Origin of the sequence: Pseudomonas sp. HY7a-MNA-CIBAN-0227, from assembly GCF_040310325.1 — a bacterium.
Classification (GTDB): Bacteria; Pseudomonadota; Gammaproteobacteria; order Pseudomonadales; family Pseudomonadaceae; genus Aquipseudomonas.
The window spans coordinates 206,695-220,922 of the sequence record NZ_JBEOPT010000004.1; the positions used below are offsets into that span (position 1 = coordinate 206,695).

A 14,228-nucleotide genomic window follows, 5' to 3' on the forward strand; every position below is an offset into this window, starting at 1 on the left:
CTGTAGCGTTCTGCCAACCTAGGCGGGAAGTTTCGAACCAAAATGGGCTGGTCATGTGGGAAGAGTGCAGGGCATCGCACCAATATAGTGCGATTTTGTGAGGGCTGCATGAGGTGTCTACGGGTACTTATCCTTTGTAGATACACAATTGCGCGGTGGCGCGGATCATTGCCAGTTGCCGTAATGGATCAAGGGGTTGATGAACAGCCTTTGCCAGCCACTGTGGGCATTGTGGATCGCTACGCTGGGGGGTGAAGTCTGCCAGTTGTTGCAGCAGGCGCTTTTGCAGTTGATCCAGTTGCGGGCGAATCTGCCCGACCAAGTCCGGACGCGGCGCGTTGGGCGCGTTGCCCTGCAACTGCCAATCGGACAAGTGGGCGTACTGCACCAGTTTGTTCGCCTCAATCTGTGCCGAGAAAAATTGCTCGGCCTGCGCCGGCGCCAGTTTGTAGCCTGCTCCCGTGGACGGTCCTCGACGGGCTTGTGGCTGTCCCATTTGCTCAAGGCCACCTGGTCGGCAATCGCCAGACGTTCGGCGATGCTGTCGAGCAGTGGCGCGATGGTCGTTAACGATAACGCGTAAATATTGAAGAAATGCGGCGTCCTTGAGTTTTTCGTGGGCAAGCCTGCTCCCACAGGGTTTTCGGGCAAAAAAAAGACCTCCCGAAGGAGGCCTTTTTTCGTCACGCCACGTTAAGCAGCGCTACCGGATCAGCAGCTGTAGTACAGCTCATATTCCAGTGGGTGTACGAAGGTACGGACCTTGATTTCTTCTTCGCTTTTCAGGGCGATGTAGGCATCGATAAAGTCGTCGCTGAACACGCCGCCTTTGGTCAGGAACGCACGGCCCTTGTCCAACTCTTCCAGGGCTTCTTTCAGGCTGCCGCACACTTGTGGGATCTCTTTGGCCTCTTCAGGCGGCAGGTCGTACAAGTTTTTGTCGGCGGCGTCGCCTGGGTGGATCTTGTTCTGGATACCGTCCAGGCCGGCCATTACCAGGGCAGCGAAGGCCAGGTATGGGTTGGCTGCTGGATCCGGGAAGCGAGCTTCGATACGGCGAGCGCGAGGGCTGGACACGTAAGGAATACGGATCGAAGCGGAACGGTTGCGAGCCGAGTAGGCCAGCATTACTGGAGCTTCGAAACCTGGGACCAGACGCTTGTAGGAGTTGGTCGACGGGTTGGTGAAGCCGTTCAGGGCCTTACCGTGCTTGATGATGCCGCCGATGAAGTACAGGGCAGTGTCAGACAGGCCGGCATAACCTTCGCCAGCGAAGGTGTTCTTGCCATCTTTGGCGATGGACAGGTGAACGTGCATACCCGAACCGTTATCGCCGTATAGCGGCTTAGGCATGAAGGTAGCGGTACGGCCGTAGGCATCAGCCACGTTGTGTACGCAGTACTTCAGGGTCTGAACTTCGTCAGCCTTGGCAACCAGGGTGTTGAACTTCACACCGATTTCGTTCTGGCCGGCAGTTGCCACTTCGTGGTGGTGAACTTCGATGACCAGGCCCATTTCTTCCATGGCGTTGCACATGGAGGTACGGATTTCGTGGTCGTGGTCGAACGGCGGAACCGGGAAGTAGCCGCCTTTGACGCCTGGACGGTGGCCTTTGTTGCCGCCTTCCACGTCCTGGTCGGACATCCACGAACCTTGTTCGGAGTAGATCTTGAACATCGAGCCCGAGATGTCGGACTTGAACTTCACTTGGTCGAAAATGAAGAATTCTGGCTCCGGGCCTACGAATACGGTGTCACCGATACCGGTCGACTTCAGGTATTCCTCGGCACGCTTGGCGATCGCACGTGGGTCACGGTCATAGCCTTGCATGGTCGAAGGCTCGATCACGTCGCAAACCAGGATCAGGGTTGGCTCTTCGGTGAACGGGTCGAGTACGGCGGTGCTGTCGTCCGGCATCAGGATCATGTCGGAAGCTTCAATGCCTTTCCAGCCAGCAATGGAGGAGCCGTCGAACATTTTGCCTTCTTCGAAGAAGGCGTCATCCAGCGCGTCGCGAGCCGGCATGGTCACGTGGTGCTGAGTGCCTTTGGTGTCCGTGAAGCGCAGATCAATCCATTTGACGTCATGATCTTTGATGAGTTGAACCGACTTCGACATAGTGTCCTCCGGGTGGCTTCGGGCTGGGTAGTGGAGTTAGCCCTTAAATGTGGGTGATGCCGGCGCGAATACTCTGCCAAGGCAACCTGCCTCACAAGAGAGCAAATTGCATGCCAGTGCCCCGCCATGGTTTTTTTACCTCAAAAAGGCCCCTATAAAGGTGCAAAGGGCCAAAGCGGGGGGAAATAACGCACTGCAATGTAGCGCATGAAATCACAAATGCACTTATTTGGTGCGCTAAAAGCCGGCTGCATATTAACTGGTTAAACCTTGAGCGATTTCCGCTATAATCCGCGCCCCCCTTTTTCGGCTGGGCCTGCGCGCACTGTTTTCATGAAATTAATCGTTAAAGTCTTCCCTGAGATCATCATCAAGAGCCGACCGGTACGGATGCGTTTCATCCGTCAATTGGCCAAAAATATCCGTGCCGTGCTCCGCGATCTGGACCCGGCGGTGGTGGTGAGCGGTGTGTGGGACAATATCGAACTGGAAACCCGCATTACAGACCCAAAAGCCTTGAAGGACATGACCGAGCGCCTGAGCTGTGTGCCGGGCATCGCGCATTTCCTGCAGGTCGACGAGTACCCGCTGGGCGACTTCGACGACATCACGGCCAAGTGCAAGCAGCACTACGGCGATGTGTTGGCGGGCAAGGTTTTTTCCGTGCGTTGCAAGCGTGCTGGCAAGCACACCTTCAGCTCCATGGATGTCGAGAAATACGTTGGCAGCCAGCTGCGTCGTCAGTGCGGCGCCGCCGGAATTTCCCTGAAAGAGCCGCAAATCGAAGTGCGGATGGAAATTCGCGACCAACGGTTGTTTGTGATTCACAGCCAGCACGACAGCATCGGCGGTTACCCGCTGGGCGCCCTGGAACAGACCCTGGTATTGATGTCTGGCGGTTTCGATTCCACGGTGGCGGCCTACCAGATCATGCGGCGCGGGCTTATGAGCCACTTCTGCTTCTTTAACCTGGGCGGGCGTGCACATGAACTGGGCGTGATGGAAGTCGCGCATTACATCTGGAAAAAATACGGCAGCTCCCAGCGTGTGCTGTTTGTCAGCGTTCCTTTCGAGGAAGTCCTGGGAGAAATTCTCGGGAAAGTCGATAACAGTCATATGGGCGTAGTATTGAAGCGTATGATGTTGCGTGCTGCGTCCCGAATCGCGGATCGGCTGGAAATCGATGCACTGGTTACCGGTGAAGTGATTTCCCAGGTGTCCAGCCAGACCCTGCCAAACCTGTCGTTGATAGACTCTGTGACCGAAAAGCTGGTGTTGCGCCCGCTGATCGCCAGTCACAAGCAGGACATCATCGACCTGGCGACCCAGATCGGCACGGCGGATTTCGCCAAGCACATGCCGGAATACTGCGGGGTCATTTCGGTGAACCCCAAGACCCACGCCAAGCGCAACCGCGTGGAGTACGAAGAACAACAGTTTGATATGGCGATTCTCGAGCGTGCGCTTGAGAACGCTAAACTGGTGCCGATCGATCGCGTAATCGACGAGTTGGGCCAGGATTTGCAGATCGAAGAAGTCAGCGAGGCTCTAGCCGGTCACATCGTCATCGACATCCGTCACCCGGATGCTGCTGAGGACGAGCCGCTGGAAATCGCTGGCATCGACGTACAAACGTTGCCGTTCTATGCATTGAACGCACGTTTCAAGGAACTGGATGACAGCCGTCAGTACCTGTTGTATTGCGACAAAGGCGTGATGAGTCGCCTGCATGCCCACCATTTGCTCAGTGAGGGGCATGCCAATGTGCGCGTTTATCGACCGAGCTAAGAGCCCGGGGCTGTTCGCCTGTGGTCTGCGTCACCGGCCCCCCGACTCTGCCGTCAAGCTGTAACGGCAAGGCCTGACTCTACTGTTAATCGCTGCCACGACCTGTCAGCACACCGAATCCTCTGATCGAGATACACAAGTGATCGAAAATCTACGCAACATCGCCATCATTGCTCACGTTGACCATGGTAAAACCACCCTGGTAGACAAACTCTTGCGTCAATCCGGCACCCTGGAGCGCAACGAGCTTAACGACGAGCGCGTGATGGACTCCAACGACCAGGAGAAAGAGCGCGGTATTACCATTTTGGCGAAAAACACCGCCATCAACTGGAACGGCTACCACATCAACATCGTGGACACCCCGGGCCACGCCGACTTCGGCGGCGAAGTTGAACGCGTAATGTCGATGGTTGACTCCGTTCTGCTGCTGGTTGACGCTCAAGACGGCCCTATGCCGCAAACCCGTTTCGTGACCAAGAAGGCTTTCGAAGCCGGCCTGCGTCCAATCGTGGTGATCAACAAGGTTGACCGTCCAGGCGCACGTCCGGACTGGGTTCTGGACCAGATTTTTGACCTGTTCGACAACCTTGGTGCTACCGAAGAACAGTTGGACTTCAAAGTTGTCTACGCCTCGGCCCTGAACGGCATTGCCGGTCTGGAACACACCGACATGGCTGAAGACATGACCCCGCTGTATCAGGCCATTGTTGACCACGTCCCGGCTCCACAAGTTGACCGTGACGGCCCGTTCCAGATGCAAATCTCGGCACTGGACTACAACAGCTTCCTGGGTGTTATCGGCGTTGGCCGTATCGCTCGTGGTCGCGTCAAGCCGAACACTCAAGTTGTGGCTATCGACATGGACGGCAAGCGCCGTAACGGTCGTATCCTGAAGTTGATGGGTCACCACGGTCTGCACCGTATCGACGTTGAAGAAGCAGCTGCCGGCGACATCGTCTGCATCAGCGGCTTCGACCAGCTGTTCATCTCCGACACTCTGTGCGACCCACTGAATGTTGAAGCGATGAAGCCGCTGACCGTTGACGAACCAACCGTTTCGATGACCTTCCAGGTAAACGACTCACCTTTCTGCGGTAAAGAAGGCAAGTTCGTCACCAGCCGTAACATCAAGGAACGTCTGGACAAGGAATTGCTGTTCAACGTTGCTCTGCGCGTTGAAGAAGGCGATACCGCCGACAAGTTCAAAGTCTCCGGCCGTGGTGAGCTGCACCTCTCGGTACTGATCGAAACCATGCGTCGCGAAGGCTTCGAAATGGGTGTTGGTCGTCCGGAAGTGATCATTCGTCTGGTTGACGGCGTTAAGCACGAACCGTACGAAAACGTGACCATCGACCTGCCGGAAGAATCCCAGGGCGCGATCATGGAACAGATCGGTATCCGTAAAGGCGACCTGACCAACATGGTTCCGGATGGCAAGGGCCGTGTGCGTCTTGAGTACAACATCCCAGCTCGTGGCCTGATCGGTTTCCGTAACGAGTTCCTGACCCTGACCTCCGGTGCAGGCATCCTGACCTCGATCTTCGACCGTTACGACGTGATGAAGTCCGGCGACATGTCTGGCCGTCAAAACGGCGTGCTGGTTTCGGTTGCTACCGGTAAGGCTCTGACTTACTCGCTGGAAACCCTGCAAGCTCGCGGCAAACTGTTCCTGGGTCACGGTGAAGACGTGTACGAAGGTCAAATCGTCGGCATCAACAGCCGCGACAACGACCTGGGCGTTAACCCAACCAAAGGCAAGAAGCTCGACAACATGCGTGCTTCGGGTAAAGACGAAACCATCGCTCTGGTTCCGCCTATCCGCTTCACCCTGGAGCAGGCTCTGGAATTCGTTCAAGAAGACGAATTGTGCGAAGTCACTCCTAAGTCCATCCGTCTTCGCAAGAAGATCCTGGGCGAAAGCGAGCGTACCCGCGCTGCGAAGAAGTCCGGTAACTAAGTTATTTAGTTAGCGGGCAAAAAAACGCCCCCGACCGCAAGGTCGGGGGCGTTTTTGTTTGTCTGGGCTTTATGGTCGGTGAATACCTTGCTCCCTCGCCACAAGGTATCGGTTTAGAACTTTTCCAGAACCCGAACCTTGATATCGCGCACCACTTCCTTGGGCTTGTACGCACAATACCCAGGCCGCGGGCCAATCTTGGGGTGATTGCGGCAAGTATCCGGGCGCTTGTCATAAATAGTACAAAAGCGGCTTTTACGATCCAGGTACAGGCAATCGTTATTGCTCATGCGCTGCAGGGTGAAGATCTCGGACTTCTGGTTATAGCGCTCGACGATCCCTTCCTTCTGCAAACGCTTGGCGATGTTCTTTGGCGGATCACCGCGCTCGAACTCATCGACGATGCCAATGCGGATCAAATCCTTGATCTTCACCTCAACTGGCAGAGTGCAGCAGCTGGACACGCAGCCGCCGCACATATGGCTGGAGTACTTCTGCCAAGTCTCGAGACGGTCGAGTTCGGCGGCGGCAATCAGTTGAGGCTTCATCAGGTTTCCAAGAGGGGCTTTGTCCGGGCGCGGGATCATACCGGGATTGGTGGTTTTTTGAACAATATTTCGAAGCTTTCGGCTCAAAGGGCGTTCGGGCACGGCCCCTGCATCCTTTTCGGTAAATGCGAATGAATGAAAAAACTGCCGAACCAGAGCGTCTGCGGTGGGTCAGACCGACTAGGCTCTAGCAACTCCTTCTATCTCGCCCGAGGTCGCATCAATGTCTCAGGAACCGCTTGTACGAGAAGCAGAGGTAGCCGCATTCCGCGATGCTGTCTTGACCAAACTCACCTACGCGGTGGGCAAGGACCCGGATCACGCGTTCGATCATGACTGGTTTGAAGCCATTGCCCTGGCTGCCCGGGACCATATGGTGGAACACTGGATGGATCACACCCGCAACATTTACCGCAAGGGCCAGAAGCGGGTCTATTACCTCTCCCTCGAATTCCTTATCGGCCGCCTGCTCTACGATAGCCTGAGCAACCTCGGCCTGCTGGACGTGGCGCGCGAAGCGATGAGCGAGTTGGGCGTGGACATGGAGCGCATTCGCCTGCTGGAGCCCGATGCGGCCCTTGGCAACGGTGGTCTTGGCCGTCTGGCGGCGTGCTTTATGGAAAGCATGTCGACCCTGGGCATTGCTGGCCACGGTTATGGCATTCGTTATGAACACGGCTTGTTCCGCCAGGCGATTGTCGATGGCTGGCAGCAGGAACAGACCGAGCGCTGGCTGGATTTTGGCAACCCTTGGGAGTTCGAGCGGGCGGAAGTGATTTACCCCATTGGTTTTGGTGGCAGCGTGGAAACGGTGCTGGACGCGTCCGGCAAGTCGATCCAGGTCTGGTCGCCCAATGAGACCGTGCGCGCGGTGGCTTACGACACGCCAGTGGTCGGCTGGCGTGGTGCCAGCGTCAACACCCTGAGGCTGTGGCGTGCGCGAGCGGTGGAAGATTTGCACCTTGAGCGCTTCAACGCGGGCGACCACCTGGGTGCTGTCGCTGAAGTGGCGCGGGCCGAAAGCATCTCCCGAGTGCTCTACCCGGCAGACAGCACCGAGGCGGGGCAGGAACTGCGCCTGCGCCAGGAATACTTTTTCGTCTCCGCCTCGCTGCAGGACCTGCTGCGCCGCCACAAGAACATGCACGGCTCGGTACTGAGCCTGGGCGAACACGCGGCGATCCAACTCAATGACACCCACCCGTCCATCGCCGTGGCCGAGCTGATGCGCCAACTGGTGGACTTGCACGACATAGCCTGGGATGCGGCCTGGCAGGTCACCGTCGAAACGCTGTCTTACACCAACCATACCTTGCTTCCCGAAGCCCTGGAAACCTGGCCCGTGGGCCTGATGGAACGCATGCTGCCTCGGCACATGCAGATCATTTACCTGATCAACGCCCAGCACATCGACTCGCTGCGGGCCAAGGGCATCCACGATTTCGACGTGCTGCGCGCTGTCTCACTGATCGAAGAAGACAACGGCCGCCGCGTGCGCATGGGCAACCTGGCGTTTCTGGGCTCCCACAGCGTTAATGGCGTATCCGGTTTGCACACGCAATTGATGCGCAGCACGGTGTTTTCCGAGATGCACAAGCTTTACCCGGACCGGATCAACAACAAGACCAACGGCATCACCTTTCGCCGCTGGTTGTACCAGGCCAACCCCAAGCTCACGGCGATGTTGGTCGAGGCATTAGGCCCGGACATTCTCGACACTTGCGAGCAGCGCCTGGTGGAGTTGGAAACCTTCGCCGAGAAACAAGCGTTTCGCAAAGCCTTCGCCGAACAGCGCCTGCACAGTAAAAGGGCATTGGCCGACATCATTCATGAGCGCCTGGGGATTTCGGTCAACCCGGCGGCGATGTTCGATGTGCAGGTCAAGCGCATCCACGAATACAAGCGCCAACTGTTGAACCTGCTGCACACCGTCGCTCTGTACCAGGCGATCCGTGCCGAGCCGGAAACCGACTGGGTGCCACGGGTGAAGATCTTCGCCGGCAAGGCGGCGGCCAGTTATCACCAGGCCAAGTTGATCATCAAGCTGACCAACGACATCGCCCGTACCGTCAACAACGACCCGACCGTGCGCGGCCTGCTCAAGGTGGTGTTCCTGCCCAACTACAACGTCAGCCTGGCGGAAAGCATCATTCCCGCTGCCGACCTGTCGGAGCAGATATCCACCGCCGGCTTCGAGGCGTCGGGCACCAGTAACATGAAGTTTGGCCTCAACGGCGCGCTGACCATCGGCACGATGGATGGTGCCAACGTCGAGATGCACGAGCGTGTGGGTGCCGAACACATGTTTATCTTCGGCCTCAGCGCCCAGCAGGTAGAAGCGCGCAAACACGCCGGCGAGTTCAGCGCAGGGCCGGAAATTGCCGCGTCCCATCGCTTGAGCGATGTGCTGCAAGCGATCCGTGGCGGGGTATTCTCGCCGGATGATCCGGGTCGTTATGCCGGCTTGATCGATTCTTTGATCGACTACGACCGCTTCCTGGTATGCGCCGACTTCGATTCCTATTGGGATGCTCAGGCGCGAGTCGAGGCCCATTGGCACGACTCCAAGGAATGGTGGCGCTCGGCGGTGCTTAATACCTCGCGGATGGGCTGGTTCTCATCCGACCGGACCATCAGGGAGTACGCAACAGATATCTGGAAAGCGTTGGATTAGCCTCCTTGTGGAGCGAGGGGACGCCTAGTTCTTGCTCGCGAAAAACGTTAACGATTATGCGTGCATTCTGAATAAACGTGTCGTCCTCAGGTTCTTCGCGAGCAAGCTCGCTCCTACAGATATACTAAGCGCCAGCTTTGCCCGCCTCGGGCTGCTTAGGGATATCGACCATGCAATGGATTTTCATGCTGATTGGCCTGGTGCTCGGCTGGACACTCGATGAGTCGTTCAGTGATGCGGGCATTGGTGCGCTGCTGGGGTTGGGTATTGGCCAGGCGATTCGCCTGTCGATGCTGGCTTCGCGCACCGACGAGCAGGGCCGTCAGTTGGAGACCTCCCAAAAGGCGTTGGAGTCTCTGGAACAACGCCTGGCGCAGTTGGAAAAACCTGAGGCTGTGCTGGTTGCACCCAGTGTATTGGTTGAACCCTCGATTTCCGAGCCGCCACCTTTGCCGACAGCTCCCGAGCTGGTCTGGGAACTGCCCATCGAGTTGGAGCCGGTCTATTCAGCGGCGGCTGAGCCAAGCCGTCCGTTGCCGGATGATGCCTGGAAACCTGCGCCGGCGATGCAACCTGCTGCGCCCGTCATCTCCCGTGGCCCCAACCTGATCGAGCGCGCCATCAGCGGCGCGCGCAGCTGGCTGTTTGGCGGCAATACGGTGCTGCGGGTCGGCGTGGTGTTGTTGTTCCTTGGCCTGGCCTTTTTGCTGCGCTACGCCACCGAAGGCATGGTCGTCCCGGTGGAGCTGCGCTACGCCGGGGTTGCCGCCTGTGCCGTGGGCCTGCTCGGCCTGGGTTGGTGGCTGCGGCTGCGCAACAGCAACTACGGGTTGATGCTGCAAGGCACCGGCATCGCCGTGTTGTACCTGACGGTGTTCGCCGCCATGCGTTTGCATCCGCTGCTCGATCCCGGTGCCGCACTCGGTTTGCTGGTCGCGGTGACCGTGTTCTCGGCGATTCTGGCAATCACCCAGGACGCCCTCGGCCTGGCCTGCGCTGCTGCCCTTGGCGGGTTTGCCGCGCCGATCCTCACCTCGACCGGCGCCGGCAACCATGTGGCATTGTTCAGCTACTTCGCCCTGCTCAACGCCGGCATCCTCGCCATTGCCTGGTTCAAGGCCTGGCGCTTGCTCAACCTGATTGGCTTTGTCGGCACCTTCGGCATTGGCTTCGCCTGGGGCATGCGCTCCTATACGCCTGAGCTGCTGTGGAGCACCGAACCGTTCCTGATTCTATTTTTCCTGATGTACCTGGCCATCGGCCTGTTGTTCGCCCGGCGCAAATTGCTGGAGATGACCGACGCTCCCGAGGATGAAAGCCGTGGCGCGTTGCTGCGTTGGTCGGCGGCCAAGGGTGACTATGTTGACGGCAGCATGCTGTTTGGTCCGCCGCTGGTGGGCTTTGGCTTGCAGTTTGCGCTGGTGCAGCACCAGGAATTTGCCGCCGCCTTCAGCGCGTTGGCGTTGGGCATTATTTATATGGGGTTGGCGCGTCTGCTCAGCGGCGGCCGCGCCTTGCTGCTGGCGCAAACCTGCCTGGCGCTGGGGGTGATCTTTGCCAGCCTGGCGATTCCTCTCGGGCTGGATGCGCGTTGGACGGCAGCGGCTTGGGCTGTCGAGGGCGCTGGGATTTTCTGGCTCGGCTTGCGCCAGCAACGACCATTGGCGCGGGTGTTTGGCTTGCTGTTGCAGATCGGTTCGGCGGTGGCGTTCCTCAGTGAACTACGGGTCGGCGACAACAGCCTACTGGACGGTGCGCCATTGGGTGCATTGCTGTTGGGGGCGGCGTTGTTGTTCAGTTTCTATCAACTGCGCAAGGCCCCGTTGGAGCAGGCTTCAGGTTGGGAGCGTCAGGGTTTGCCGGTACTGGCCAGTGTCGGCCTGGGCTTTGTGTATTTGCTCGCGCCACTGCTGCTGTCGACCCACGGTACTGCCATCAGTTGGGCGCTGGCCGGCCTGGTGACGTTGTTTGTGGGCCTGCGCATTGGCTCGCGCACGTTCCTGTTCAGCGCATTTGCCGTGCAACTGCTGGGCGGCGCACTGTTTTTGCTGCGCCTGCAAGGCGCCAGCGCAGACTCGGCGGCAGTGTTCAATGCCGGTTGGAGCGGATTACTCACGGCCTCGCTGATCGGCCTGGCCCTGGTGGGCGGCATGCTGCTGGCGGCGCGTGACGATAGGGTGCGCAGCGATGTGCGTTTGTTGCGAGGCTTGTCGGTGGTGCTGTTGGCCGGATTGGTGCTGATCAATCTGGCGGTGCTATTTGTGTTGCCATGGCAGACCGCCAGCGGCGTGTGGGCGGCTAGCGGTTTGTTGATCATTTGGTTGAGCCTGTACCTGCAACAGCGGGTCAGCTTTGTCTTCGGGCTGTTGCTGCAAGTGATTGGCGGTGGATCGTTTCTGTTGGCGGCGCCGGACCTGCTCGGGCCGTTGACCAGCGAAGGCTTGCGGCCTCTGGGCCATAGCGGTTTCTGGACGCCGATGGTGTTGGGGCTGGCGGCGCTGGCGGGCGCCTGGCGTTTGCAGCGCGGCCTGCATGCGCCGGTGTTCGAGGCATTGAAGTTGCAGCGCCTGTCGGACCTGCTACTGGTGTGGGGTGCGGCCTGGTGGGCGTTGGCGTTGATCGGCGAAGTGCTGCGTTTCGCGCCGCTGGCGCTGCAAGGCACCTTGCTGTTGGCTGTAGCGGCGCTGAGCGTGGCGATCTGGGCGGTGTTGGCCTTGCGTCTGCAATGGGCCTCGCTGGGATGGTTGTGCACGCTGCTGATTCCAGCAGCCGGCGTGGTGTTGCTGGCGTCCTGGCATTCGCGCTATCACCCGGCTGCGGATTTTGCCTGGCTTGCCTGGGTCGCGGTGTTCGCCGTGCACTTTGTCTCGCTGCGGCGCCTGGTGCTGACACTGCCGGAAAAAGCCCTGGGCGCTGCTCATGTGCTCGGCTGCTGGTTGCTGATCGGCGTGCTGGCGCTGGAGCTGCGTTACGGTCTGTTGCTACTGTCCGAGCAGTACAACGCCTGGCGCTGGCTGGGTTGGGCGATCCTGCCGAGTCTGTATCTGGTACTGGCCGCCGCGCCGCGCAGTTGGCCGTGGCCGGTGTCGGCTTATCCTCGCCAATACCGTTTCTACGCGGCGCTGCCTCTGGCGGTGCTGATGCTTGGCTGGTTCTGGCTGGCCAATATCTTCAGCGACGGGACTGCCGAGCCGCTGCCTTACGTGCCGTTGCTCAATCCGCTGGATTTGGGCCTGCTGTTTGCGCTGCTGGGCGTCTACCTGTGGGCACGCAGCGCGGTTCCACACATGGGGCCACGTGGCGAGCAGATTGCCCAGGGAATCGCTGGAGTCTCGCTGTTCGCCTTCTTCACCGCGCTGGTGATGCGCACCGCTCACCATTGGAGCGGTGTGCCGTTCCATCTGGATGTGTTGCTGGAGTCGATGCTGGTCCAGGCCGGCTTGTCGATTGTCTGGACCCTGATTGCTCTGAGCCTGATGATCGGCGGCCACCTGCGCCATCGCCGGGAAGTCTGGCTGATCGGTGCGGCGCTGATTGCCGTGGTGGTCGCCAAATTGTTCTTCGTCGAACTGAGCAACCGTGGCGGTCTGGCGCGGATCGTGTCGTTTATCGGTGTGGGTGGGCTGTTGCTGGTGGTGGGTTATTTCGCACCGCTGCCGCCCAAGCGCGCCGAACCTGTGATTGAAACTCAAGGAGCTTCCTCTTGATCGGTAAGCTGAGCGTGGCGGTATTGGGCCTGTGTATGACGTTATCCGCATGGGCTCGGGAAGCGCCCGCCGACTTCACCACCCAGGTGCCGCTAACCGTCAGCGGCGAAGGCCCATGGTATCGACTTGAATTACCGCTGGCAGTGCAACTGAGCGCCCGGCAGGTCGACCTCAGCGATATGCGTGTATTCAACGCTGCCGGCGAACCCCAGGCCTACGCCCTGGCACGGGAGTCTGCGCAACGCAGCGAAAGTCGCAGCCTCACCAATGTGAAGTGGTTCCCGCTGTATGCCTTGGCCGATGCCAGCGAAACGGTACCCAGCGTACGCGTGCAGTCCAGCGCCAGCGGCACTCTGGTGGAGGTGCAACCCGCGAGCCAGGTGGAAGCCGGCGAAGAAGTGCTGCGCGGCTGGTTGCTCGACGCCAGTGCGATCAAGAGGCCGTTGCAGCAATTGATCCTCGACTGGACCAGCGAGCGCGACGGCTTCCAGCGTTTCAGCATCGAAGCCAGTGATGATTTGCAGCACTGGCAATCCTGGGGCGAAGGGCAGGTGGCACGGCTGGCGTTTGCCGACGAACGGGTCGAGCAGCATGAAGTCGGCTTGCCGGGGCAATCGGCCCGTTATCTTCGGCTGTTGTGGAAAGGCCAGGCGGCGCCGACGTTGACGTCTGTCCAACTGCAAAGCACCAGCAGCCTGCCCTTGCCCTTGGTGTGGTCCCAGCCTCTGGCGGGCAACCGCCTGAAGACGGGCGAATACAGCTGGCAGTTACCCGTCGGGCTGAACGTTGAGCGCTTGCGCATTCAACTGCGTCAGTCCAACAGCCTGGCGCCCGTGACCTTGTACGGGCGCCGTGAAAGCAGTCAGGCCTGGCAGCCATTGAGCAGCGGCTTGCTCTACCGGCTGACGCAGAATGGCCAGGAAGTGGTGCAGGACGAGTTGCAGTTACCGGGGCAGACCGTTCAACAGCTCAAGCTTGAAGTGGACGAGCGGGGCGGTGGCCTGGGCGCTGAGGCGCCAGCGTTGACCTTTGCGGTGAGGGCCACGCAATTGGTGTTCCTGGCGCGGGGCGAGCCGCCGTTTACCCTGATGCTGGGCAACCCTTCAGTGAAAGCGGCCAACTTGCCGTTGTCGACGCTGATTCCCGATTACAGCGCAAAGCGCCTGGCCAGTTTGGGTCAGGCCAGGATGGTTGGGGAGCTGGTAGTCAACTCCACTGTCGCACCTGCGCCAACGGGGACGAACTGGAAGAAGATAGGCTTATGGGCCGTGCTGCTGCTGGGCGTGGCGGCTCTGGGGGCGATGGCCAACAGTTTGTTGCGCAAGCCTCCGGCCAAGTCTTGACGCAGGCTCTGCATGAACTCTATCGGCGTTATCTCGTCTGATAGGAGGAAATACGCCCCGACTCGCGCTAAACTGCGCGGGTTTTTAGCC

Annotated in this window: 7 protein-coding genes and 1 pseudogene; 5 read left to right on the top strand and 3 right to left on the bottom strand. The window is 59.3% G+C overall.

The genetic code is table 11. The features are described 5' to 3' along the window. Window positions 1-127: 127 nt before the first annotated feature. Together AAEZ06_RS09040 and glnA are read right to left on the bottom strand one after the other, a co-directional pair. Window positions 128-564, bottom strand: a pseudogene (locus AAEZ06_RS09040) (chorismate mutase); the annotation flags it as partial. A gap of 147 nt (window positions 565-711) precedes the next feature. Continuing rightward, window positions 712-2,118 carry a glutamate--ammonia ligase gene (gene glnA, locus AAEZ06_RS09045; RefSeq protein WP_149411305.1) on the bottom strand — a complete coding sequence of 469 codons (1,407 nt, stop codon included), beginning with the start codon at window positions 2,116-2,118 and terminating at the stop codon, window positions 712-714. 333 nt (window positions 2,119-2,451) lie between these two features. Here glnA and thiI point away from each other — a divergent pair, with 333 nt between their 5' ends. Both thiI and typA read left to right on the top strand, forming a co-directional pair. Further along, a complete protein-coding gene (thiI, locus tag AAEZ06_RS09050) occupies window positions 2,452-3,906 on the top strand; it encodes a tRNA uracil 4-sulfurtransferase ThiI (RefSeq protein ID WP_149411304.1) in 1,455 nt (484 codons plus the stop codon). Between the two features lie 139 nt (window positions 3,907-4,045). After that, on the top strand, window positions 4,046-5,866 hold the full coding sequence (gene typA / locus AAEZ06_RS09055) for a translational GTPase TypA (protein WP_133101267.1): 1,821 nt from the start codon (window positions 4,046-4,048) through the stop codon (window positions 5,864-5,866). Window positions 5,867-5,979: 113 nt separating this feature from the next. On the opposite strand, the gene AAEZ06_RS09060 is transcribed toward typA, so the two are convergent. Beyond that, window positions 5,980-6,414 (bottom strand): YkgJ family cysteine cluster protein, encoded by a 435-nt coding sequence (locus AAEZ06_RS09060; RefSeq protein ID WP_350613958.1) that lies wholly within the window; start codon window positions 6,412-6,414, stop codon window positions 5,980-5,982. 223 nt (window positions 6,415-6,637) lie between these two features. On the opposite strand from AAEZ06_RS09060, the gene AAEZ06_RS09065 reads away from it, so the two are divergent. From AAEZ06_RS09065 to AAEZ06_RS09075, 3 genes are all read left to right on the top strand, one after another. Continuing rightward, the gene (locus AAEZ06_RS09065) at window positions 6,638-9,088 is read left to right on the top strand and encodes a glycogen/starch/alpha-glucan phosphorylase (protein ID WP_149411303.1); all 2,451 of its coding nucleotides are present in this window, start codon (window positions 6,638-6,640) and stop codon (window positions 9,086-9,088) included. 170 nt (window positions 9,089-9,258) lie between these two features. Beyond that, window positions 9,259-12,795, top strand: a complete 3,537-nt coding sequence (locus AAEZ06_RS09070) for a DUF2339 domain-containing protein (RefSeq protein WP_350613960.1) — start codon at window positions 9,259-9,261, stop codon at window positions 12,793-12,795. A gap of 35 nt (window positions 12,796-12,830) precedes the next feature. Beyond that, window positions 12,831-14,138 (top strand): DUF3999 domain-containing protein, encoded by a 1,308-nt coding sequence (locus AAEZ06_RS09075; protein ID WP_350614092.1) that lies wholly within the window; start codon window positions 12,831-12,833, stop codon window positions 14,136-14,138. Window positions 14,139-14,228 lie beyond the last annotated feature (90 nt).

Bases quoted from the DNA above. Each gene is read 5' to 3' on its own strand.
- glnA (WP_149411305.1), bottom strand. From the start codon at position 2,118: ATGTCGAAGTCGGTTCAACTCATCAAAGATCATGACGTCAAATGGATT.
- thiI (WP_149411304.1), top strand. From the start codon at position 2,452: ATGAAATTAATCGTTAAAGTCTTCCCTGAGATCATCATCAAGAGCCGA.
- AAEZ06_RS09060 (WP_350613958.1), bottom strand. From the start codon at position 6,414: ATGAAGCCTCAACTGATTGCCGCCGCCGAACTCGACCGTCTCGAGACT.
- AAEZ06_RS09065 (WP_149411303.1), top strand. From the start codon at position 6,638: ATGTCTCAGGAACCGCTTGTACGAGAAGCAGAGGTAGCCGCATTCCGC.
- AAEZ06_RS09070 (WP_350613960.1), top strand. From the start codon at position 9,259: ATGCAATGGATTTTCATGCTGATTGGCCTGGTGCTCGGCTGGACACTC.
- AAEZ06_RS09075 (WP_350614092.1), top strand. From the start codon at position 12,831: ATGACGTTATCCGCATGGGCTCGGGAAGCGCCCGCCGACTTCACCACC.